This window comes from Bradyrhizobium sp. Kon37 (genome assembly GCF_055807535.1).
The window spans coordinates 383,892-404,919 of the sequence record NZ_JBVVOY010000002.1; the positions used below are offsets into that span (position 1 = coordinate 383,892).

A 21,028-nucleotide genomic window follows, 5' to 3' on the forward strand; every position below is an offset into this window, starting at 1 on the left:
GAGAGAGCATCTCCCGGGTCAGGCTCCCAACAGCTCCCGCAGCTGCCGCTTCAGCACCTTGCCGTTGGCATTGCGCGGCAAGGGCTCCGCGGTGATCACCATGGTCTCCGGAACCTTGTAGTCGGACAGCCGCTCCGCACACCAAGCGCGCAAGGCCTCACTGTCCACCGGTGCGCGCGCCACCACCACAGCGTGGACACGCTCGCCCAGCACCGGGCAGGTCTTGGCGACGATCGCGCTCTCGACCACCGCCGGGTGGCCGGCCAGCACGGATTCGACCTCGGCCGAATAGATCTTCAGGCCGCCGCGATTGATCATGTCCTTCTGCCGGTCGAACACCCGGACAAATCCCTCCACATCGACCGAGCCGAGATCGCCGGAATGCCAGAACCCGCTGGTGAAGCTTTCGGCCGTGGCTTTTGGATTGTTCCAGTAGCCCTTGATGACGGAGGCACTCTGGATCCAGAGCTCGCCGATTTCCCCAGGCGGCAGCTCACGCCCGTCCGCCCCCATCGCCAGGATGCGCGCACCCGGACACGACAGGCCGACGCTGTCGATATGGCTTGCTGTCAACCTGCCCGGCATGATCGTGGACGGCGACGTGGTCTCCGTCGCACCGTAGCAATTCGCCAGCTCGAGGCCGGGAATGATCGCCTTGAGTTTCTCGATGGTGGCGACCGGCATCGGTGCGCCACCAAAGCCGCCGATGCGCCAGCTCGACAGATCGTAGCTCTCGAAATCGGGCTGGAGCAGGCACAGATTGTACATCGCCGGCACCATGACCGTGTAGGTGACGCGCTCGCGCGCGGCGAGCTTGAGATATTCGCCGGCTTTGAACTCCGGCATGATGATCAGCGCGCCACCGCAGCAGATCATCGTCGTGATGTTGGCGACGACGCCGGTGACGTGGCCCAGCGGCACCGCCGCGATCGAACGGTCGACCGCCGTCAATTGCAGGCAGGACACGAAGATCATCGAGGAATGGACGATGTTGCAATGGGCCAGCATCGCACCCTTTGGCTTGCCTGTCGTGCCCGAGGTGTAGAGGATCATCGCGGTGTCCTCCTCGCTGGTCTCGACCGGCGCCGCGGCCGGGACGTTGTCTGCCAGCACCGCGAAACGCGACAAAGCCGGATCGTCGTCGACGGCGATGCGGTGGATCACATCGGGCACGTCTAGCGCATCCGGCAGACGCGCCGCGATCGCGGCCTCGTGGATCAGGATTTTGGCGCCGCAGTCGGCTAGCACATAGGCGATTTCCGGCTTCTGCTGGCGCGTGCTGAGCAGCACCGTGACGAGCCCCTCATGCGCGGCAGCAAACAGCAGCAGCGGGAATTCGATGCGGTTGCCGAGCAGGATCGCGACACGATCGCCGCGCTGCAATCCGAGCTTGCGAAATCCCGCCGCGATCCGCGCAGCCGCCTCCGCGGCCTGCCGCCAGCTCAGCCGGACATGGCCTGAGATCAGCGCTTCGCCGTCGGGATTGCGGGCGCAGGCGTCCGCAATCATCGCCCACAGGCTCGACGGCTGATCGCAAAATGCCGGTACGACCCGATCGCCGAAGCGCGCCTCCATCCGCATCGGCGGGATCTGAGAATGCGACCAGTCCATCGGAATGCCTTGGCTTGTTGCTCTTGTTACCTTGTCACCTTCCGCGCATGGGCATGCAGTCCTGTCTTGTGCTGATCGGCTATCCGCCCATCACGGGAACGCCGATCACGACGGGATGGAACGCAAACGCCAGCGCCAGATAAGCGACGATTCCAACCACGACCGCGATCAGGTCGTTGGTGACGCCGCCGACCGGAATCGGCGGACCGCCACCATCGGTCCGACGCTTCAGCGTGATGCGATCATACACCGACCAGCCCAGGAAGGAGCCGAACAGGATGATGGAGCCGAGATCGCCATTGGCCAGAAGATGCGCCGCCGCCCACAGCTTGATGCCGGCCAGCATCGGATGCTTCAGCGTCGCATAGATGCGGCCGCGCAGATAGGACGCAACCACCAGGATGACAGCGGGCAGCATCAGCGCGAGCGTGATGTGCTTCAGCGCCTTCGGCGGATACCAGACGTCGATCCAGCCGGTCGCGCGATAATGCGCGAAGCCCCAGATGATCAGTGCGAGCCCCGCGAGCGAGGCAAGCGAATAGAGGATCTTGTAGGTCCCCTCACCCAGTCTCGCGATGGCCTGCGCGCGTGCATCGCGTTTCGTCGTAAACACATGCGCCGCAAAAAACAGCGCAAGCCCCAGGATCATAACCAGCAGACCCACGAGATTCTCCCCTCAACCAGCGCCCCAGCCCATGGCGTATCATCGATTGGCCGCGGGTCGCAACTGATGCGCTACTTGCCGATCTCGCGATTGTCGACATACCGGATCGCGATCGGCCGCCCGGCGAGGGCACCGCCAAGACCGGCGGTGAATTTCAGCGGCAGGCAGGCGTTCAACGATGAATTGATCGCATTGAGATAGGTGGCTCTCGTCTCGGCGGGCACGCCCGCGGTCGCATAGGTCAGGCGCGGCGGGCCGATCAGGCCGCCCGATTTGTTGAAGCTGAAACGCACGGCCATCTGCATGCCCGCGCGCGCATTGTCCGATGGCGGCGACCAGCAGCTGCGCAGCTCGGCGAAGAGATCACCGATCGTATCGAGATCGTGATCCGGCTTTTGGTATTTGGCGCGATCGGCCTCCGCCGGCACGCTTTGGATCGTGAGCTGGAGGTTCTGGCCGTAGGGATAGTCGATCTCGGGAATACAGGGACCAGGCTCGAGCGGGCTGCAATAGGATGGCGTGCAGGGTCGGCCATCGAGGACGCTGCACGGTTCGTGCGAAAACGGAATTGGGTTGATTTGTCGCGGCCGCGCATCGGCGGCGATCACGGCAAAGACGGTCAGGAACAGCACGAGGATTGCGCGCAACATCGGGAGCACCAAACGGGCGACCACATTCAAATTGGTAGGACTTGATGCGGCTTCAAGCCATTTCGCGTTCACGTGCTCGCGTTTACCCACGGTGTCGTCGTCCGGCGTGACCGGACGACCCAGTATCCCAGAGGCGATTGTGATTGAGCCGAGAGGCTGCGGCGTACTGGATGCCCCGCCTGCGCGGGGCATGACAGCGGAGGGTGAGGAGCGGACTGAGCTACGCCCCTACCCCTTCTTCTTGACGTCCTTGACGTTGGTGAACTCGATGCCTTCGGCCCGTTCCCTGGTGTAGCCGAGATAGAACTCGTTCCGCGCCAGATAGACGGGATCGCCGTCGACATCATCGGCGATGCTCGAAGTGTTGGCCGCGATGAAGGTATCGAGCTTCTTGCGATCCTCCGAGGAGACCCAGCGTGCGAGCTGGAACTCGCTGACTTCGAATTCGACCGGCAGGGAATATTCCGCATCCAGCCGCGCCTTGAGCACGTCGAGCTGCAGTGCGCCGACGACGCCGACCAACGCGGGTGCGCCATCGCGCGGACGGAACACCTGCACAACGCCCTCTTCCGACATCTGCTGAAGCGCTTCCTTCAGCTTCTTCGCTTTCATCGCATCGGTGAGACGCACGCGGCGGACGATTTCCGGCGCGAAACTCGGCACGCCGACGAAGTTGAAATCCTCACCGTCGGTCAGCGTGTCGCCGATGCGCAGCGTGCCGTGATTGGGAATGCCGACGACGTCGCCGGCATAGGCCTCGTCCGCAACCGAACGGTCCTGCGCGAAAAAGAATTGCGGGCTCGACAGCGGCATGCTCTTGCCGGTGCGCACGAGCTTCGCCTTCATGCCGCGGCTCAGCTTGCCGGAGCAAAGGCGGGCGAAGGCGATGCGGTCACGGTGGTTGGGATCCATATTGGCCTGGATCTTGAACACGAAGGCGCTCATGCGCGGGTCGGTGGCTTCGACCTTGCGCTGGTCGCTCTCCTGCGCGCGCGGCTCGGGCGCGAACTTGCCGAGCCCTTGCAGCAGGTCGCCGACGCCGAAATTGCGCAGCGCGCTGCCGAAATAAACCGGCGTCAGATGGCCCTCGCGAAACGCTTCGAGCTCGAACGGTTTTGAAGCCGCGGTGACGAGCTCGAGCTCGTCCTTGACCGCCGACACGTCGAGATTGGCGTTGAGCTTGGCGAGCTCGGCGATCTCGATCTGCTGCGCCGCGCCGGTCTTGGCGCCGCCGCCTTCGAGCAGGCGCACGCCGCCATTGACGACGTCGTAGGTGCCGAGGAACTCACGGCCGCGGCCGACAGGCCAGGTCATCGGCGTGGTATCGAGCGCCAGGGTCTTCTCGATCTCGTCCAGGAGCTCGAACACGTCGCGGCTCTCGCGATCCATCTTGTTGATGAAGGTGATGATCGGGATGTCGCGAAGACGACACACCTCGAACAGCTTTCGGGTACGCGCCTCGATGCCCTTGGCGGCGTCGATCACCATGACGGCGGAATCGACCGCCGTGAGCGTGCGATAGGTGTCTTCCGAAAAGTCCTCGTGGCCCGGCGTGTCCAGCAGGTTGAAAACGAGGCCCTCGAACTCGAAGGTCATGACCGAGGTCACGACAGAGATGCCGCGCTCGCGCTCGATCTTCATCCAGTCCGAACGCGTGTTGCGCCGCTCGCCCTTGGCCTTGACCTGGCCGGCCAGATTGATGGCGCCGCCGAACAGCAGCAGCTTTTCGGTCAGCGTGGTCTTGCCGGCGTCCGGATGCGAGATGATGGCAAAGGTCCGCCGCCGCGACACTTCAGCGGCAAGCGAGGAACGGGCCGTCGATTCGGCTGTGGTGGCGATCTCGGACATTGCGGCAGCGTTTGGCAGGGAAAATGGGCCTGATCAAGCCTCATCTGGTGATTGCGGAGCCTTCCGGCCAGCCCCATATCGGGCCCAAGATCAGGTTGGGAGGGACGGCCTTCCGTTCCTGTCAGCACACCAGTCGCGGGGACGACCCTGCCTTGAATGGAGGGTCGTCATGGCCTGGAGCATCCTGTTCGTCGCCGGTCTGCTGGAGGTCTCCTGGGCGATTGGCCTCAAATATACCGAGGGGTTCAGCAAGCTCGTTCCGTCAGTTCTCACGCTCGGCGCCATGGCCGGCAGCATCATCCTGCTCGGGCTCGCCCTCAAATCGCTGCCGATTGGAACCGCTTATGCAGTCTGGACCGGTATCGGCGCGGTCGGTACCGCGACACTCGGCATCATCCTGTTCGGCGAGCCGGCCACCGCGTTCCGCCTCGCCAGCATCGGGCTGATCGTCGCCGGGATTGTCGGACTGAAGCTGGTTACCTGAGGAAGATCTTGACCGCCCACCAGCTCAGCGCGGCGACGATGGCCGAGGCCGGCATCGTGATCACCCAGGCATAGACGATCGAGCTGGCGACGTTCCAGCGCACCGCCGAGAGGCGGCGAGCGGCGCCAACGCCGACGATGGCGCCGGTGATGGTGTGGGTGGTCGAGACGGGAACGCCGAGGAAGGTCGCCATGAATAGGGTCGCGGCACCGCCGGTCTCGGCGCAAAAGCCCTGCATCGGGGTCAGCTTGGTGATGCGCAGGCCCATGGTGCGGACGATGCGCCAGCCGCCCATCAGCGTCCCCATCGCCATCGCGGCCTGGCACGAGAGCACCACCCAGAAGGGGACGAAGAATTCGCCGCCGAGCTGGCCCTGCGAATAGAGCAGCACGGCGATGATGCCCATGGTCTTCTGCGCGTCGTTGCCGCCATGGCCGAGCGAATAGAGCGAGGCGGAGGCGAATTGCAGGATGCGGAAGGCGCGATCGACGGCAAAGGGCGTGGAGCGCACCGAGGCCCAGGAGACGATCGCAACCAGCACCATCGCGAGCAGGAAGCCGACGAGCGGAGACAGCACGATGGCGATCACCGTCTTGGACAATCCGCTCCAGACCGCTGCCGAAAGGCCCGCTTTGGCCACACCGGCACCAAACAAGCCGCCGATCAATGCATGAGACGAGGACGATGGGATGCCGAGCGCCCATGTCACCAGGTTCCAGACGATGGCGCCGACCAGCGCGGCGAAGATCACCTGGGCATCCACGATCGCGGGATCGATGATACCGGTGCCGATGGTCTGGGCGACGTGCAGCCCGAACACCATGAAGGCGACGAAATTGAAGAACGCAGCCCAGAACACCGCGTATTGCGGCCGCAGCACGCGGGTCGAGACGATGGTCGCGATCGAATTGGCGGCGTCGTGCAGGCCATTCAGGAAATCGAACAGCAGCGCGACGGCGATCAATCCGACCAGGACGGGAAGACCCAACGCAACATCCACGGCGTGGCCCCTGCCCTAAACTTGCTCGATGACGATGCTGTTGATCTCGTTCGCGACGTCGTCGAAGCGGTCGGCGACCTTCTCGAGATGGTCGTAGATCTCTGCGCCGACGATGAAATCCATCGCGTTGCCGTTGCGATGCTTGAGGAACAGTTCCTTCAGCCCGATATCATGGAGATCGTCGACGCGGCCTTCCAGCTTGCCCAGCTCTTCCGTGATCGCGGTCAGCATGGCCACGTTCTGGCCGATCTTCTGCATCAACGGCAGCGCACGGCCGACCAGATTGGCGCATTCGATCAGAAGGCCGCCGATCTCCCGCATCGGCGGCTCGAAGCTGCGGACCTCGAACAGCATCACGGCCTTGGCGGTCTGCTGCATCTGGTCGATGGCGTCGTCCATCGAGGTGATCAGGTTCTTGATGTCGCCGCGGTCGAACGGGGTGATGAAGGTACGGCGCACCGCCGTCAGCACCTCACGGGTGATGTTGTCGGCATCGTTCTCGAACTGGTTGACGCGCTGGCAATAGACCGGCGTCTCCTCGCCCCCGTTGAGCATGCTCTGGAGCGCGATCGAGCCCTGGATCACGGTCTGGGCGTGGCGGTCGAACAGGTCGAAGAACCGTTCTTCCTTGGGCAGGAAAGCGCGAAACAATCGCATCATGGGAGAGAGACTACCGGTTGGATGATGGCCTGGCCCAAGCGGGCCGTCATGAAACTGTCATAGACCATTTTCGATCCACGCGCGTGCCACCTCACGCCCGTGGAGCCGGATCATCCACCGCTTTCGCGCGTCAACACATCTTCCATTATATCAATGACTTACAGCGACCGTCGGAAGTAATGCGCGATTTCGCCGATGACGCCGCGGCGGAAGGTCAGCACGCAGATCACGAAGATCGAGCCCTGGATCACGGTCACCCACTGGCCGAACCCCGCCAGATATTGCTGCATGGCGATGATCACGAAGGCACCGACCACGGGACCGAACACGGTTCCGAGTCCGCCGACCAGCGTCATCAGCACGACTTCGCCCGACATCGACCAGTGCACGTCCGTGAGCGAGGCGTTCTGCGCCACGAAGACTTTCAGCGCACCGGCAAAGCCGGCCAGCGTGCCCGACAGGACGAACGCCAGGAACTTGTACTGATCGGTGCGGTAACCCAGCGAGATCGCGCGCGGCTCGTTCTCGCGGATTGCCTTGAGGACCTCGCCGAACGGCGAATTGATGATGCGGAAGATCAGCAGGAAGCCGGCAAGGAAACCGACCAGCACGACGTAGTAGAGCACGGTCGGCTTGGTCAGATCGAAGACGCCGAACATGCGTCCCTGCGGAATGCCCTGGATGCCATCTTCACCATGGGTGAACGGGGCCTGGAGGTAGATGAAGTACAGAAGCTGCGACAGCGCCAGCGTGATCATCGAGAAATAGATGCCCTGGCGGCGGATCGAGATATAGCCCGTGATGAGCGAGAGCACGAAAGCACCGGCGACCCCGACGAGGATGCCGAGCTCCGGCGGCAACGCCCACACCTTCAGCGCATGCGCGCTGCAATAGCCGGCCGTGCCCAGGAACATCGCATGGCCGAAGGACAGCAAACCGCCGTAGCCGATCAGCAGGTTGAAGGCGCAGGCGAGCAGCGCGAAGCACAGCGCCTGCATCACGAAGAACGGGTAGACTCCCGTGAATGGCACCGAAGCCAACAGCAGCGCCATCACCACGAACACGATCATCTCGTCGCGGATCGTGCGCGGGGTTACCGGCAGCGTGTCGTCCGTCAAGGCTGTCATATCAGGCCGCCCTTCCCGTCAATCCCGTTGGCTTCACCAAGAGCACCAGCACCATCAGCACGAACACGACGGTGTTGGAGGCCTCGGGGTAGAAATATTTGGTCATGCCCTCGATCACACCGAGCGCAAAGCCGGTGATGATGGAGCCCATGATCGATCCCATGCCGCCGATCACGACCACCGCGAACACCACGATGATGAGGTCGGCGCCCATCAGCGGCCGCACCTGGTTGATCGGCGCCGAGAGCACGCCGGCGAGCGCGGCCAGGCCGACACCCAAACCATAAGTCAGCGTGATCATGCGCGGCACGTTGACGCCGAAGGCGCGCACCAGCGTCGGGTTTTCGGTCGCGGCACGCAAATAGGCGCCGAGACGCGTCTTCTCGATCAGGAACCAGGTCGCGATGCAGACCACCAGCGAGAAGATGACGACCCAGCCGCGATAGATGGGCAGGAACATGAAGCCGAGATTCATGCCGCCCTTGAGCTGGTCCGGAATGGCGTAAGGCATGCCAGAGGAGCCGAAATAATTCTGGAACACGCCCTGCACGATCAGCGCTATGCCGAAGGTCAGCAGCAGGCCGTAGAGATGATCGAGCCCCGTCAGCCATTGCAGCATGGTCCGTTCCAGGATCATGCCGAAGATGCCGACGATGATCGGGGCAAGCAGCAACGCCCACCAATAGTTGATGCCGCCGATGTTCAGCAGGAAGTAGGCGACGAACGCGCCCATCATGTAGAGCGCGCCATGGGCGAAATTGATGATGTTGAGCATGCCGAAGATCACGGCAAGCCCGAGACTGAGCAGCGCGTAGAACGAGCCGTTGATCAGTCCCACCAATAGCTGAGCGTAAAGAGCCTGCATCGATCCCGCACCCGGTCCCTTCGGCGTTCCCTGAAAGTCGCCCGCAGGCCTGATGGCCTGCGGGCGGTTATGTTACTTCTTCAACAGCGCGCACTTGCTCTCGGACAGCGGCGTGAAGGCCTGGTCGCCCGGCACGGTGCCGACCAGCTTGTAGAAATCCCACGGTCCCTTGGACTCGGAGGGCTTCTTCACCTCGAACAGATAGGCATTGTGGATGGTGCGGCCGTTGGGCTGGATCTCGCCCTTGCCGAACAGATCGTCTTCCGTCGGCATCGACTTCATTTTCTCGACGACCTTGGCGCCGTCATGCGGGTTGCCGCCGAGCGCTTCCAGTGCCTTGAAATAGTGACGCACGCCCGCATAGACGCCGGCCTGCACCATGGTGGGCGGCGCGTTGTTCTTCATCTTCTCGGCGAAGCGCTTCGAGAACGCCCGGGTCTGGTCGTTCATGTCCCAGTAGAAGGTCTCGGTGAAGTTGAGGCCCTGTGCGGTCTCGAGCCCGATCGCCTTGACGTCGGTGAGGAACAGCAGCAGCGCCGCGAGCTTCTGGCCGCCCTTGACGATGCCGAACTCGGCCGCCTGCTTGATCGTGTTGGTGGTGTCGCCGCCGGCATTGGCAAGGCCGATGATCTTGGCCTTGGAGGCCTGCGCCTGCAGCAGGAAGGACGAGAAATCCGGCGTGTTCAGCGGGTGCTTGACGCCGCCGACCACCTTGCCGCCATTTGCGGTCACGACAGCGGTGGTGTCGCGCTCCAGCGCCGCGCCGAAGGCGTAGTCCGCGGTCAGGAAGAACCAGGTGTCGCCGCCGGCCTTCACCAGCGCCTGGCCGGTGGTGTGGGCCAGCATGTAGGTGTCGTAGGTCCAGTGCACCGTGTTGGGCGAGCACTGCGCGTTGGTCAAATCCGAGGTCGCCGCGCCCGAGTTGATATAGACGCCGTTCTTTTCCTTGATGACGTTGTTGACCGCGAGCGCCACGCCGGAATTCGGCACGTCGACGATGACGTCGACCTTGTCGACGTCGAACCATTGCCGCGCGATCGCGGTGCCGATGTCGGGCTTGTTCTGGTGATCGCCGGAGATGATGTCGATCTTCCAGCCCTTCGCAGCCAGGCCGGAATCTTCGATGGCCATCTGCGCGGCCAGCGTCGAGCCCGGTCCGCCGAGGTCGGCATAGAGCCCGGACTGATCGGAAAGCGCGCCGATCTTGACGGTCTTGTCCTGCGCGAAAGCTGCACCGGTGGCGGTCACGGCCAGCGCCGTGCCGAGCAGAAACGACGCAATCGACTTTGTCATCATGCTACTTCCCTATGAATCTTTTTGTTGGCAGTTCTAGACACCGAGATAGGTGTGGAGCTTGTCCATGTTGGCGGCAAGCTCCGCATTGGAAAATCCGTCAATGATCTTGCCGTGCTCGACCACGTAATAGCGGTCGGCGACCGTGGATGCGAACCGGAAGTTCTGCTCGACCAGGAGGATCGTAAAACCCTCCTTCTTGAGCCGCGCGATGGTGTGGCCGATCTGCTGGATGATGACGGGCGCGAGACCCTCGGTCGGCTCGTCCAGCATCAGGAAGTTCGCGCCGGTGCGCAGGATGCGCGCGATCGCGAGCATCTGCTGCTCGCCGCCGGAGAGCTTGGTTCCCTGGCTGTTGAGCCGTTCCTTCAGGTTCGGAAACAGATCGAAGATCTGCTCGAGCGGCAATCCGCCGGGACGCACCACCGGTGGCAACAGCAGGTTCTCCCGCACATCAAGGCTGGCGAAAATTCCACGCTCCTCCGGGCAGAACGCGATTCCCATCCGCGCGATCTTGTCCGAGGTCGTACGAATGATGTCCTGGTTGTTGAACTTCACCGAGCCGGTGCGCTTGCCGATGATGCCCATGATCGACTTCAGCGTGGTGGTCTTGCCGGCGCCGTTGCGCCCGAGCAGGGTGACGACCTCGCCCGCGTTCACGTCGAAGTTGATCCCGTGCAGGATGTGGGACTCGCCGTACCAGGCTTCCAGGTTGCGGACCTGGAGCAGGTTGCCGCCGCTCGCGGTCTTTGCGGGAGCGTCCGCCGTTGCCGTCTCAACCATGACCGGCTCCCAGATAGGCTTCCTTGACGCGTTCGTCCTTGGTGAGCTCGCTGTAATGGCCCTGCGCGAGCACCTGTCCGCGCGTCAACACGGTGATGATGTCGGAGAGATTGGCCACGACGCTCAGATTATGCTCGACCATCAGGATGGTGTATTTCGCGGAGATGCGCTTGATCAGCGCCGCGATCTTGTCGATGTCCTCGTGGCCCATGCCGGCCATCGGCTCGTCCAGCAGCATCATCTCGGGGTCGAGCGCGAGCGTGGTTGCGATCTCCAGTGCGCGCTTGCGCCCGTAGGGCATCTCGACCGCGGGCGTATTGGAAAACTCGCTGAGGCCGACATCGTTCAACAGCTCGCGCGCGCGATCGTTGAACTGGTTGAGCACGGACTTTGAGCGCCAGAAATCGAAGGAGCTGCCGTGCTGGCGCTGAAGCGCGACGCGGACGTTTTCCAGCGCGGTGAGATGGGGGAATACCGCCGAGATCTGGAACGAGCGAACCAGCCCCAGGCGGGCCACATCGGCGGGCGCCATCGCGGTGATGTCCTGCCCCTTGTACAGGATTTTTCCGGCAGACGGTTTGAGGAACTTGGTCAAAAGATTGAAGCACGTTGTCTTGCCGGCGCCGTTCGGGCCGATCAACGCGTGAATGCTCCCACGGCGAACCTTGAGCGCAACGTCGCGGACGGCGAAGAAGCCCGCGAACTCCTTGGTCAAGCCTTCCGTTTCGAGAATGAACTCATCGGCCAAACAGTTTTCCCCCTGCCCGCACAACGCGCGTGGCTATCCTTGTTGCTTCGGCTTTCCGGAGGCCTTGGAGCCACTCCCTGGAGCCTATCCGGAACGCCGCCTCCGGGCGCGGAATATGCCGGAGGTGACGGGGGTTAGGCAAGGCGGAAAGCTGAGCAGGTCAGGCCTCCGGCCGGGAGACTTATGCTCCCTTAGTCGGACGTGTTTTGATGTCGCGCCTGCCCGGCTTCCCGGTTCGCAAAGCGCCGGTCATCAAGCCGTCGTTAACGGTCTTTCGTTCCATGCGCCAGCCTTCATGGAAAATTTTCCCGCAGCGAGGATCATGCGCGGGTTTCATGCGTCCGGAATTTCTATTCGCCGGGAATATTGTCTTGGATTTTGCAAGCGCCGCTCCTTCCGTGGTGAAATCGATCAGGCAGCGTGATCTCCTGAACACGTGGCTGCGGCTCTATGCGCGCCAGCGGACGGCCCCGGCGATCTGGGAGTACCAGCCTGCTCGGCTCGAGGAAGAGCTCTCCGATCTGATCTATTATACGGTGGACATCTCGACGCCGACGCCGCGTCTGACCATTCAGAGCGAAGGTACGCGCATCTCGCGCGCCTATGGACACACCGGCAAGGGCGCCCTGCTCGACGACTATATCGGACCGCGTCTCGCGCCCCTGGTGATGCCGGTCTATCATGAATGCGTGGCGCGCGGGCTGCCTGTCTACAGCGTTGCCGATGTCGATGACATCTACGGCCGTATTGTCGCCTATGAGCGCCTGCTGCTGCCGTTCCAGACCGACGGCAAGGTCTGTCACATCATCGCGTCGCTCAAGACCTTCTGCGAGGACGGCGGCTTCGAGATCAAGAATCTGATGCGCGGAAATGACGCGCTGCCGCGCTCGAGATTGCGCGCGGTGATCGACCGCGACCTGTTCCATCGCACCCCCGGCCGCATCGCGCCCGCCGAGCTGGTCGAGTTCGCGGACCAGCAGGGCTCCGGTGTTCCCACCGAGATCATCGAGCTGAACTAGCGCTCAGCGCGATTTGGCTGCGGCTTCCTTGGTCGTGACTTCCTTGGTCGTGACTTCCTTGGCATAGACGTCCGGCTTGAAGCCGACCAGCAGCTTGCTGCCGACTTCCAACACCGGCCGCTTGATCATTGATGGTTGCGCTAGCATCAACGCCAGCGCCTTTTTCTCCGAAAGGCCTTCCTTGTCGGCATCGGGCAGCTTCTTGAAGGTCGTTCCGGCGCGATTGAGCAGCGTTTCCCAACCGACCTTGTCGCTCCACTGCTTGAGCTTGTCCTTCTCCACCCCCGCCGCCTTGTAGTCGTGGAACGCGTAGGCGACACCGTGGGTGTCGAGCCAGGCGCGCGCCTTCTTCATGGTGTCGCAGTTCTTGATGCCGTAGATGATGTTGGGCAAGACAGTCCTCGCGCATGCGTCGCAGCGTAATGCTCCGGCGTTGTACGCAACTCCAGTTCGCACGACAATATTGCGAATGATGCCAGCTCTTCGAACGGACACTCCATGCACGTCACTCATGATCCAGCGGCGACTGCGTCGCCGACCATCGACTTCGACACCTTCCTCGCGGTCGATATCCGCGTCGGCACCATCGTCGATGCAAAGCCGTTCCCGGAAGCGCGGAAGCCGGCATGGCGTCTGTGGATCGACTTCGGTCCCGCGATCGGCGTGCGCAAGAGCTCGGCGCAGATCACCGAAAACCATCCGCTTGAAACGCTGGTGGGCCAACAGGTGGCCGCGGTCGTGAATTTCCCGCCGCGCCAGATCGGCCCTGTTGTCTCGGAGGTGCTGACCCTCGGTTTCCCCGATGCCAGCGGCAAGGTCGTGCTGGTGCAGCCGAGCAAGCCCGTGCCGAACGGCGGACGGCTGTTCTAGCACCGCGCGATCGAGGGGCGGTTTTCAGGCCACCGGCGGCGCTCCTTACCGATTTGCTCCGCCTGTTTCCCGGTCCGGGTTGTCGGGCTTGACGGAGATCCGCTTCGGTATTAAAAATGACTGACTGATCGTTTTTTATATTGATCGGCGCTCTACGGGGCTTCGCCCGCAGAGCGACTAAAACGATTGATCTGTCAGTTATTTATGGATGGCCGGATGCCCAAGATCAGCGACAAGCAACGTGAAGGCCGGCGGCAGCAGATTCTCGAAGCCGCCCTTGCCTGCTTCGCCGAGGACGGCTTTCACCAGACCGGGATGGCCGACATCGTCAAACGGTCGGGGCTGAGCCATGGTGCGGTTTATCTCTACTTCCAGAGCAAGGACGATCTGATCGAGGCACTCGCCGACGACCGGCACCGGCGCGAGGCCGTGCTCAACTCGGTCGCGCAAGGGTCGGGCGATCCGATCGAAGGACTTCACGCGCTGGTCGGCGTCTACGCGCAATGGCTCACCGACCCCGCCGGCGAAGCGCGCCGCCGTGTCGGCATTCACGGCTGGGCCGAGGCCCTGCGCAACCGCCGCGTCCGCACCAGCATCGTAGAAGGCATCGACATGCCGCGCGCCCTGATTGTCGCGCTGGTCGAGCGCGGCCAGCATGACGGCCTCATCAAGCGCGATCTCGGTGCGGAAGCGATCGCGCGCGTGCTGATCGCGATCTTCCAGGGCTTTGTGCTGCAAAAATGCTGGGGCCAGGATTTTGACATCGAGGCCTGCATGGCGGCCGTGACCGGCGTGATCGATGGATTTCGCACCACGAAGGCCGACGTCAAGCGACGGACCAGGAACTGAGCGATGTCATGGATTCATGACCTGCTCGCTGGCATTGGGGTCGGCCTCATCGGCGGGCTGACATCGGGCTTCATGGGCACGAGTCCCGGAGGCGGTCTCGTGATCTTCAGCGTGCTGCTGCTCGGCGCCGAGCAACACGTCGCCCAGGGGACGTCGCTGATCACGCAGGTTCCGCCGACCGGACTCGCGGGCGTTCGCCGCTATTGGCAGAGCGGCAATCGCAGCCCGTTGCTATGGATCGTCTGGATCGGCATCGGGTTTCTGTTCGGCGGCGCCGGCGGCGGCTACGCTGCGGCGGCGGTCTCCGACTCGGTGTTGCAATGGACCTACGTCGTCTATCTCGTCGCGCTGATCGCTCTCCTGATCCTGCGCCGCGACCGCGAGGACAAAAGCAGTGAGACCGGCGACCGAGACAAGCTGCCCTGGCTGCCGCTGCTCCTCATCGGCATGCTTGCCGGATTTTCCTCTGGCTTCATGGGCATCGGCGGCGGGCTGGCGATCACCGTCGGGCTCGCAGCGGGCCTGCGGGTGCCGCAGCACCAGGCGCAGCTCGTCAGCCTCGTCTTCTCGGTCATCCCGACCAATGTTCCGGCCGCCGGGATCTACTGGAGCAAGGGACTCATGGTCGGCTGGCCCGCCATCATCGGCATTCTTGCCGGCCTCTGGGTCGGCACTGATCTCGGTGCGCGCGCAGCCAATCGCGTCAGCAAATCGGTGCTGCGCCGGGTCATGATCGCCGTCATCCTGCTGATGGCGCTCTACATGACCCACAAGGCGCTAACCTGATCTCACGGCCGCTTCGGAATGTTGAGCCCGCGCTCGACTGCCGGGCGCGCCAGCCCGCGTTCGAGCCAGGCGGCGACGGATTTGAACTGGCTGAACGCGACAAGATCACCGGCGCCGTAGAAACCAATGAGATTGCGCACCCAGCCGAGCATGGAGATGTCGGCGATGGTGTAGTCGTCGTCCATGAACCATTGCCGGCCGGCAAGATGCATCTCCATCACCCCGAGCAGCCGTTTGGCCTCGCCCACATAGCGCTCGAGCGGCCGCTTGTCCTCCAAATCCTTGCCGGCGAATTTGTGGAAAAAGCCGACCTGGCCGAACATCGGCCCGATGCCGCCCATCTGGAAATGCAGCCACTGGATGGCCTGGTAACGGCGCGCGGCATCCTGCGGCAGCAGCTTGCCGGTCTTCTCCGCGAGGTATTGCAGGATCGCTCCGGATTCGAATAGCGGCAGCGGCCTGCCGCCGGGACCATTGGGATCGAGGATCGCCGGGATCTTGCCGTTCGGATTGAGCGCGAGGAACTCCGGCGTCTTCTGGTCGTCCTTGCCGAAATCGACGAGATGGACTTCGTAGGGAAGCCCGATCTCTTCCAGCATGATCGAGACTTTGACGCCGTTCGGCGTCGGCAGCGAATAGAGCTGGAGCAGCTCCGGGTGCTTGGCCGGCCAGCGCTTGGTGACGGGAAAGGCGGACAGATCGGACATCAGGACCCCGGCTTCGTTCATGAGATACCGCCTAGTCTAGGCCAGCGGACGAACGACGCAAGGTCGAGTGGTCAGATCATTTTCCCGCACAGGTCACAACGGCCGCAGCAAATGGTTGGTGGCGTGCATCACATCGCGCTGCGCGCGTTGCTCGATGAAGAGCTGGCCGGTGACCAGCAGTGCTCCGGTGAAGACGAGCGCAAGCATCGCGGTCGCGAACTGACTGGCATCCCTCATCGGACGAGCTTCTCCGTGTTCGGTTCGCACGAGGAACGCGGGCCGGCCATCGTCAGTTCCTGCAAGCTTCAAATAAATTGCCGCTTTTTCCCGGTCTCTCGCACTCCGACGACCTCAATAATTGATCTCCATCCGCAAGCCCCGCGGGTCGGTCTCCTCCCCGCCGCACCGCTGCGTGCTGTCGCGCGCCGCGACCGCGCAGGCACAGGCGTCGATGAGGTCGTCGCGGCCGATGCCGGTGCCGTGTCGTTGCTTCAGCCATGTCGGCAAACGCGCGAAGCCGTGCTGCTCCAGGAGTGCAATGCGCTGCTCGCGGCCCTCCGGCGATGTCTTCCGTGCAAGACGGACCCGCCCAGCGAGATTCCAGAAAATCAATTCCGGATGCGCTTCGCCGATCGTCGTCTGCCGCGTCGGCGTCATGATCTCGTCGGCGTCCCTGATCTTTTCCCTGATGTTCCAGAGCTGCGCTGACACGCCCCTGCCCTTGCCCTCGCACTCCCAGTAGTGACGGTTAGCTGCGGCCATGTCGGCAAATTTCCAGAGGTCGCGGCGCGCACCGAGAAACACGGCAGGACCGACCAGCTCGCGCGCGCGCAAATCGCAGATGCGATACCCGCTCGGCTTCAAGCCGATCGGCATGTCGATCATCGCCCGGGCATGCGGCAGCGCAAGCAGCCGCACGAGACCCGGCGAATAGTCGAACCCGTGATCGCCGCGCTCGTCGATCCAGGCGGCGACCCAGCCGAAGCGAAATCCGTCAAGGCCGAGATAGTTTGGCAATTTCCTGAACCCTGACGGATATCCGCCCGCTCCTCTATCCCGGTTCCTCGCCCCGATGCCGCTCGAACAGGCGTTGCGCCAGCAAGGCGTGGCCGAGCGTGCCGCCGGCGCGAACCGCCGCCGCAATCAGCGCGGCTTCCGCGATTTCTTCGCGCGTTACACCGGCCTTCGCCGCCTGTGCCGTGTGCACGTCGAGGCAATAGGCGCATTGCGTGGTGAGCGCGACCGCGAGCGAGATCAGCTCGCGATATTTTGGCGGAATCAATCCGTCCTTGCGCTCGACCGCGTGGTTGAACGCAAGGAACGCGTTGGCCTCGACCGGCGCGAGCGCCACGAAGGCCGGGATGGATTTCAGATCGTCAGGACTTTGATAATCGCTCATGGCTCATCTCGTCAGATATTCGCGCATCAGGGCGCGGGCGCGATGCAGGCGTGCCTTCACGGTCTGCCGGGTCGCACCGAGTGCGACGGCGATTTCGTCGATGGTCATTTCCTTGACGTCGCGCATCAGCGCGACATCGCGGTAGTGCGGCGGCAGTGCCTCGAAGGCCGCCGCGACGTCGAGCCGCAAATCGGCTTCAGGACGCGACAGCAGCAGCGCCTCCGCCTCTCCGTCGTCGATCGCCGACGCGAGGCCTGTCTTACGGGCGAGCCGCAGGCATTCGCGGCGGACCACACTGAACAGCCAGGCCGAAAACGCCAGCCACGAGCGGATCGTGCCGACATGGCGAAACAGGATCCATAGCGCCTCCTGCGTCGCATCCTCGGCATCCGCCGAGCTGCGACAGGTGGCGCGGGCATAGCGACGGATGTTCGGCTGCGCCGTCTCGAGGAGAGACGCGATCGCCTGGGGATCGCCGAGGCGCGCGGCCTCGAACAGGTCCGGCGAGATCACAGCGGCGCTCACGACCCGCCTCCCCTTCCGATGCCGGCCATCGCGCACATCGGACAATAGCCGACGAGGCCGGTCAGTGCGAAGCTGCCGCCGCCGAGCGCAACCAGCCACGCCGCGGCGCCGGTAAGGTACACGAATGCCGCGACGGCCCCCGCGACGCCCAAGGCGATCCGCACGGCCTGATGCAGGCTCCCGATGTTCTTCCTGTAAAATGCCATCACATCCTCCGACATAAGCCGAAGCAAAATGCCTCGACCGTCAAGAGAGGGCGCGACGACCGGAAAGGATTCGCGGCAACGTGCAATTCTTTTCGCGATCAGCCTCCGACGGCCTGATAGGCCAGACGCTTGAATTCGAAGAAGAACGGATTCCAGAAGCCCATGTAGCGCTGCGCCATCAGCACGCCGGCGGTATTGGCCTGCGGGCAGATCCACCAATGGGTGCCGGCAAGGCCGCCCCACTGGAATTCGCCGGTCGAATTCGGAGGATCGAACGGCATCGGCGCGAAGGTGACGGCGCCGCCGAGGCCAAAACCCTTGCCGGGGATCGGGCCGAGATTGGCGAACCGGATGTTCTCGCCGGCGGGCAGCTGGTTCGTCATCATCTGCCGCAGCGTCTCCGGCTTCAGCAGCGCATCCGAGCCCGGGAGCAGCGCGCGGACCAGAGCAAGCATGTCGGGCAAGGTCGAGACCAGTCCGCCGCCGCCCGACAGCCGCGGGAACTGCCGCCGGTAGGCCTGCGGATAAGGCAGGTCATCGGCCCGGGTCAGGCCGGGCTTCATGGGATCGAGCACATCCGTGCCGTTGTAGAGCGCGACCAGCCTGCCCTGCTGCGCGTCCGGCACGTGGAAGCCGGTGTCGGTCATGCCGAGCGGCTCGAAAATGCGCGCCTTGAGCACGGCGTCGAGCGGCTTGCCGGAGACGACCTCCACGACACGCCCGAGCACGTCGGTCGCAACCGAATATTCCCAGGACGCGCCGGGATGAAAGGACAGCGGCAGATCGGCGAGCTGGTCGATCATGCCGGTCAGCGGCGTCATCGGATTGAGAACGCGCGCCTCGTTATAGCCTTTGAACAGCACCGTACCGGGATCGAAGATGCCGTAGCTGAGGCCGGAGGTATGGGTCAGAAGCTGCCGGATCGTGATCGGGCTTTTCGCCGGCTCGACGTCGGCAAGGCTTAAAGCGCCCGGCTTCAGAACCGTGCGATTGCCGAGTTGCGGCAGGAATTTCTCGACAACGTCGTCGAGCCCGATGCGGCCTTCCTCGACCAGCAGCATGATCGCACAGGTGACAAAGATCTTGGTGTTGGAAAACGCGCGAAAAATGTGATCGGGCCGCAGCGCGGTGCTCGCCTCGCGATCCGCGAAACCGACGCATTGCTGATCGACGACTTCGCGGCCCCGCAGCACCGCCCAGGAAGCACCCGGAATGATCTCCTGATCGACGTAACGCTGCATTGCCGTCCGCGTGGCGGAAAAATCAGGCGTTCTGGCGTCCATGTGCTTCCCCCAATGATGGTTGGGATCGATATAGCGTGAATTCGCCGGATGAGAAGCCTGATCGGACGGCGCGGCTTATTCCTGCTTCATGAACGCGGTGACGTGCAGGCGGCGCCGAATCCACATCCCCTGCCGCTGGTACAGCGCGATGGCCGATGCGTTGCTCGAGAACACGTGCAGGAACGGAATCTCGCCGCGCGCCTCGATCTGGCGCGCGACCGCCGCCAGCAGCGCCTGCGCGTAGCCCCGCCCGCGATGGTCGGGGTGGACGCAGACGGCTGTCATCTCGACGAAATTGCCCGGCTTCATGCGCTCGCCGGCCATCGCGACCAATTCGCCGCCGGCACGGATGCCGAGAAACGTCCCGAGTTCGTGCGTGCGTCGCGCGAATGGACCGGGCTTGGTCAACTCCGTCAGCCCCATCATGGCGGGAACGTCGGCCGCCCCCAGCCGAACGATCTCGGCATCGCGAAGCGGACTGTCGGCCGGCGAGCCGATCATCTGCTCGCCGGTCTCGGCAAGGACGACCTTGAAGCCGGCGGGAACGTCCACGGCCTCCGGGGTGAACAGCGCGGCGACCTGCGAGCCCGACAGGAGATCACGGAGCGCGGCAAAGCTCGCCGCGGACATGTCGACCATGTCGGCAAAAGGCGTCACGTCCACCGGATAGCGCAACGCTCGCGGGCCACCTTCGGCCAAATATTTGTGGCTGGTCGTCAGCGCGCTCCAGATCGGGCGATCCAGTAGGGTCTCGTCACCGTCGGACACCGTCTCACTCCTTCTCGAAGCTGACGATGACGGCGGCATTGGCGATGAGGATGGGGTCGTTGCCCTGTTCCGGGGCCGACGGAATCTCCAGCCCGCCCTTCACCGCGTTGACGGTGACAGTGCCGTAAGGCAGTTCCTTCGCGACCGCATCCTTGTCGACGCTTTCCGGATTCGGCACCGCGATCGTGACGTCCACGAACATGTCGTTCGCGGTCTTGTCGATCATCCGGAAGAAGCCGAGGCTCGAATGCCTGATGGCATCGGAGACGGCACGCCTCGCCGCCTTGGTGGCGTCCCTGCCGTGAACGTCGACGCCCATGCCCATCTCGGTGATACAGCGAACGCGAGCCATGTTCTTATTCCTGTGACTGATTGAGTGGTGAGGAGTGTGGGGGATCGAACGGCACGATACAAGTGGGGTCGTCCCCTCGTATCCCGGACGCGGCGCGGCACGCAGTGGCGCTCCGACGTTGCGGCGTTGCAAGTCGCGGGCGCTGTGCTATCGCTCGGGCGATGACTCCGAAAACTTTCGAAACCCGCTGCCTGCGCCTGCCCGCCGTCACCAAGGTGGTGCAGTGGGAGGGCACCTCGGTGTTCAAGGTCGGCGGCAAGATGTTCGCACTCGGCGGCGGCTTTGCCGCGCGCTCCGGCGGCTACATGTTCAAGGTCTCGAACATGGCCTATGCCATGCTGATCGAGCACGGCCTTGCGCGGCCGGCGCCGTATCTGGCGCGCGCCAAATGGGTGCAGCTCGTCGGCAACAACGCGCTGCCGGACGCCGAGCTCACGGCCTATCTGGCGCAGGCGCACGCGATGGTCGCGGCGAAACTCACGCGGAAATCCCGCAAGGCGCTGGATCTCGACTGAAGCGCAGCTGCTGGTG

27 protein-coding genes are annotated in these 21,028 nt (G+C 63.6%); 6 read left to right on the forward strand and 21 right to left on the reverse strand.

All coding sequences use genetic code 11. The annotated features are described in order from the left end of the window. Window positions 1-18: 18 nt before the first annotated feature. The 4 genes from AC0L3J_RS06070 to AC0L3J_RS06085 form a co-directional block, all read right to left on the reverse strand. Window positions 19-1,611 (reverse strand): class I adenylate-forming enzyme family protein, encoded by a 1,593-nt coding sequence (locus tag AC0L3J_RS06070; RefSeq protein ID WP_473346380.1) that lies wholly within the window; start codon window positions 1,609-1,611, stop codon window positions 19-21. A 79-nt stretch (window positions 1,612-1,690) separates the two neighbouring features. Continuing rightward, window positions 1,691-2,275, reverse strand: coding sequence for an NnrU family protein (locus AC0L3J_RS06075; RefSeq protein ID WP_473346381.1), 585 nt, complete (start codon window positions 2,273-2,275; stop codon window positions 1,691-1,693). 71 nt (window positions 2,276-2,346) lie between these two features. Beyond that, window positions 2,347-2,925, reverse strand: coding sequence for a hypothetical protein (locus tag AC0L3J_RS06080; protein WP_473346382.1), 579 nt, complete (start codon window positions 2,923-2,925; stop codon window positions 2,347-2,349). Between the two features lie 228 nt (window positions 2,926-3,153). Next, window positions 3,154-4,773, reverse strand: a complete 1,620-nt coding sequence (locus AC0L3J_RS06085; RefSeq protein WP_473346383.1) for a peptide chain release factor 3 — start codon at window positions 4,771-4,773, stop codon at window positions 3,154-3,156. Between the two features lie 169 nt (window positions 4,774-4,942). Between AC0L3J_RS06085 and sugE the strand changes: the two genes are divergently transcribed. Then, on the forward strand, window positions 4,943-5,257 hold the full coding sequence (gene sugE / locus AC0L3J_RS06090) for a quaternary ammonium compound efflux SMR transporter SugE (protein WP_007609247.1): 315 nt from the start codon (window positions 4,943-4,945) through the stop codon (window positions 5,255-5,257). Here sugE and AC0L3J_RS06095 read toward each other — a convergent pair. The 7 genes from AC0L3J_RS06095 to AC0L3J_RS06125 form a co-directional block, all read right to left on the reverse strand. Beyond that, window positions 5,250-6,257, reverse strand: a complete 1,008-nt coding sequence (locus tag AC0L3J_RS06095) for an inorganic phosphate transporter (protein WP_007609242.1) — start codon at window positions 6,255-6,257, stop codon at window positions 5,250-5,252. The genes sugE and AC0L3J_RS06095 overlap by 8 nt on opposite strands. A 15-nt stretch (window positions 6,258-6,272) precedes the next feature. Then, window positions 6,273-6,917 carry a DUF47 domain-containing protein gene (locus tag AC0L3J_RS06100; protein ID WP_027517485.1) on the reverse strand — a complete coding sequence of 215 codons (645 nt, stop codon included), beginning with the start codon at window positions 6,915-6,917 and terminating at the stop codon, window positions 6,273-6,275. 158 nt (window positions 6,918-7,075) lie between these two features. Continuing rightward, window positions 7,076-8,044, reverse strand: a complete 969-nt coding sequence (locus AC0L3J_RS06105) for a branched-chain amino acid ABC transporter permease (protein WP_027517484.1) — start codon at window positions 8,042-8,044, stop codon at window positions 7,076-7,078. 1 nt (window position 8,045) lies between these two features. Beyond that, the gene (locus tag AC0L3J_RS06110; RefSeq protein ID WP_007609236.1) at window positions 8,046-8,909 is read right to left on the reverse strand and encodes a branched-chain amino acid ABC transporter permease; all 864 of its coding nucleotides are present in this window, start codon (window positions 8,907-8,909) and stop codon (window positions 8,046-8,048) included. 72 nt (window positions 8,910-8,981) lie between these two features. Then, window positions 8,982-10,205 carry an ABC transporter substrate-binding protein gene (locus tag AC0L3J_RS06115; RefSeq protein ID WP_027517482.1) on the reverse strand — a complete coding sequence of 408 codons (1,224 nt, stop codon included), beginning with the start codon at window positions 10,203-10,205 and terminating at the stop codon, window positions 8,982-8,984. 33 nt (window positions 10,206-10,238) lie between these two features. Further along, the gene (locus AC0L3J_RS06120) at window positions 10,239-10,985 is read right to left on the reverse strand and encodes an ABC transporter ATP-binding protein (protein ID WP_473346385.1); all 747 of its coding nucleotides are present in this window, start codon (window positions 10,983-10,985) and stop codon (window positions 10,239-10,241) included. After that, on the reverse strand, window positions 10,978-11,733 hold the full coding sequence (locus AC0L3J_RS06125; protein ID WP_018459153.1) for an ABC transporter ATP-binding protein: 756 nt from the start codon (window positions 11,731-11,733) through the stop codon (window positions 10,978-10,980). Before AC0L3J_RS06125 ends, AC0L3J_RS06120 begins: the two co-directional genes overlap by 8 nt. A gap of 335 nt (window positions 11,734-12,068) precedes the next feature. Here AC0L3J_RS06125 and AC0L3J_RS06130 point away from each other — a divergent pair, with 335 nt between their 5' ends. Beyond that, window positions 12,069-12,752 (forward strand): PAS domain-containing protein, encoded by a 684-nt coding sequence (locus tag AC0L3J_RS06130; RefSeq protein ID WP_473346386.1) that lies wholly within the window; start codon window positions 12,069-12,071, stop codon window positions 12,750-12,752. Window positions 12,753-12,755: 3 nt separating this feature from the next. Here AC0L3J_RS06130 and AC0L3J_RS06135 read toward each other — a convergent pair whose 3' ends face one another. After that, the gene (locus AC0L3J_RS06135) at window positions 12,756-13,145 is read right to left on the reverse strand and encodes an ArsC family reductase (RefSeq protein ID WP_473346387.1); all 390 of its coding nucleotides are present in this window, start codon (window positions 13,143-13,145) and stop codon (window positions 12,756-12,758) included. 105 nt (window positions 13,146-13,250) lie between these two features. Here AC0L3J_RS06135 and AC0L3J_RS06140 point away from each other — a divergent pair, with 105 nt between their 5' ends. The 3 genes from AC0L3J_RS06140 (at window position 13,251) to AC0L3J_RS06150 (ending at window position 15,257) form a co-directional block, all read left to right on the forward strand. Continuing rightward, complete coding sequence (locus AC0L3J_RS06140) at window positions 13,251-13,622, forward strand: tRNA-binding protein (RefSeq protein ID WP_473346388.1); 372 nt, start codon at window positions 13,251-13,253, stop codon at window positions 13,620-13,622. A gap of 216 nt (window positions 13,623-13,838) precedes the next feature. Next, the gene (locus AC0L3J_RS06145) at window positions 13,839-14,471 is read left to right on the forward strand and encodes a TetR/AcrR family transcriptional regulator (protein WP_473346390.1); all 633 of its coding nucleotides are present in this window, start codon (window positions 13,839-13,841) and stop codon (window positions 14,469-14,471) included. Between the two features lie 3 nt (window positions 14,472-14,474). Next, the gene (locus AC0L3J_RS06150; protein ID WP_473346391.1) at window positions 14,475-15,257 is read left to right on the forward strand and encodes a sulfite exporter TauE/SafE family protein; all 783 of its coding nucleotides are present in this window, start codon (window positions 14,475-14,477) and stop codon (window positions 15,255-15,257) included. Window positions 15,258-15,259: 2 nt separating this feature from the next. Here the strand turns inward: AC0L3J_RS06150 and AC0L3J_RS06155 are convergent, their stop codons facing one another. The 9 genes from AC0L3J_RS06155 to AC0L3J_RS06195 form a co-directional block, all read right to left on the reverse strand. Then, on the reverse strand, window positions 15,260-15,964 hold the full coding sequence (locus tag AC0L3J_RS06155; protein WP_473346755.1) for a glutathione S-transferase family protein: 705 nt from the start codon (window positions 15,962-15,964) through the stop codon (window positions 15,260-15,262). A 93-nt stretch (window positions 15,965-16,057) separates the two neighbouring features. Then, window positions 16,058-16,201, reverse strand: coding sequence for a hypothetical protein (locus AC0L3J_RS06160; protein WP_007609210.1), 144 nt, complete (start codon window positions 16,199-16,201; stop codon window positions 16,058-16,060). A 114-nt stretch (window positions 16,202-16,315) separates the two neighbouring features. Further along, the gene (locus AC0L3J_RS06165) at window positions 16,316-16,981 is read right to left on the reverse strand and encodes a DUF429 domain-containing protein (RefSeq protein ID WP_473346393.1); all 666 of its coding nucleotides are present in this window, start codon (window positions 16,979-16,981) and stop codon (window positions 16,316-16,318) included. 34 nt (window positions 16,982-17,015) lie between these two features. After that, the gene (locus AC0L3J_RS06170) at window positions 17,016-17,363 is read right to left on the reverse strand and encodes a carboxymuconolactone decarboxylase family protein (protein ID WP_473346395.1); all 348 of its coding nucleotides are present in this window, start codon (window positions 17,361-17,363) and stop codon (window positions 17,016-17,018) included. A gap of 3 nt (window positions 17,364-17,366) precedes the next feature. Then, a complete protein-coding gene (locus AC0L3J_RS06175; protein ID WP_473346397.1) occupies window positions 17,367-17,888 on the reverse strand; it encodes an RNA polymerase sigma factor in 522 nt (173 codons plus the stop codon). After that, window positions 17,885-18,094 carry a YgaP family membrane protein gene (locus AC0L3J_RS06180; RefSeq protein ID WP_473346398.1) on the reverse strand — a complete coding sequence of 70 codons (210 nt, stop codon included), beginning with the start codon at window positions 18,092-18,094 and terminating at the stop codon, window positions 17,885-17,887. Before AC0L3J_RS06180 ends, AC0L3J_RS06175 begins: the two co-directional genes overlap by 4 nt. A 98-nt stretch (window positions 18,095-18,192) precedes the next feature. Then, entirely contained in the window at window positions 18,193-19,377 is a 1,185-nt protein-coding gene (locus AC0L3J_RS06185; protein ID WP_473346399.1) for a serine hydrolase domain-containing protein, read from the reverse strand. Window positions 19,378-19,452: 75 nt separating this feature from the next. Then, a complete protein-coding gene (locus tag AC0L3J_RS06190) occupies window positions 19,453-20,145 on the reverse strand; it encodes a GNAT family N-acetyltransferase (protein ID WP_473346400.1) in 693 nt (230 codons plus the stop codon). Window positions 20,146-20,149: 4 nt separating this feature from the next. After that, a complete protein-coding gene (locus AC0L3J_RS06195) occupies window positions 20,150-20,497 on the reverse strand; it encodes a Lin0512 family protein (RefSeq protein WP_027517469.1) in 348 nt (115 codons plus the stop codon). A gap of 161 nt (window positions 20,498-20,658) precedes the next feature. Here AC0L3J_RS06195 and AC0L3J_RS06200 point away from each other — a divergent pair, with 161 nt between their 5' ends. After that, window positions 20,659-21,012, forward strand: coding sequence for an MmcQ/YjbR family DNA-binding protein (locus AC0L3J_RS06200; RefSeq protein ID WP_456764698.1), 354 nt, complete (start codon window positions 20,659-20,661; stop codon window positions 21,010-21,012). Window positions 21,013-21,028 lie beyond the last annotated feature (16 nt).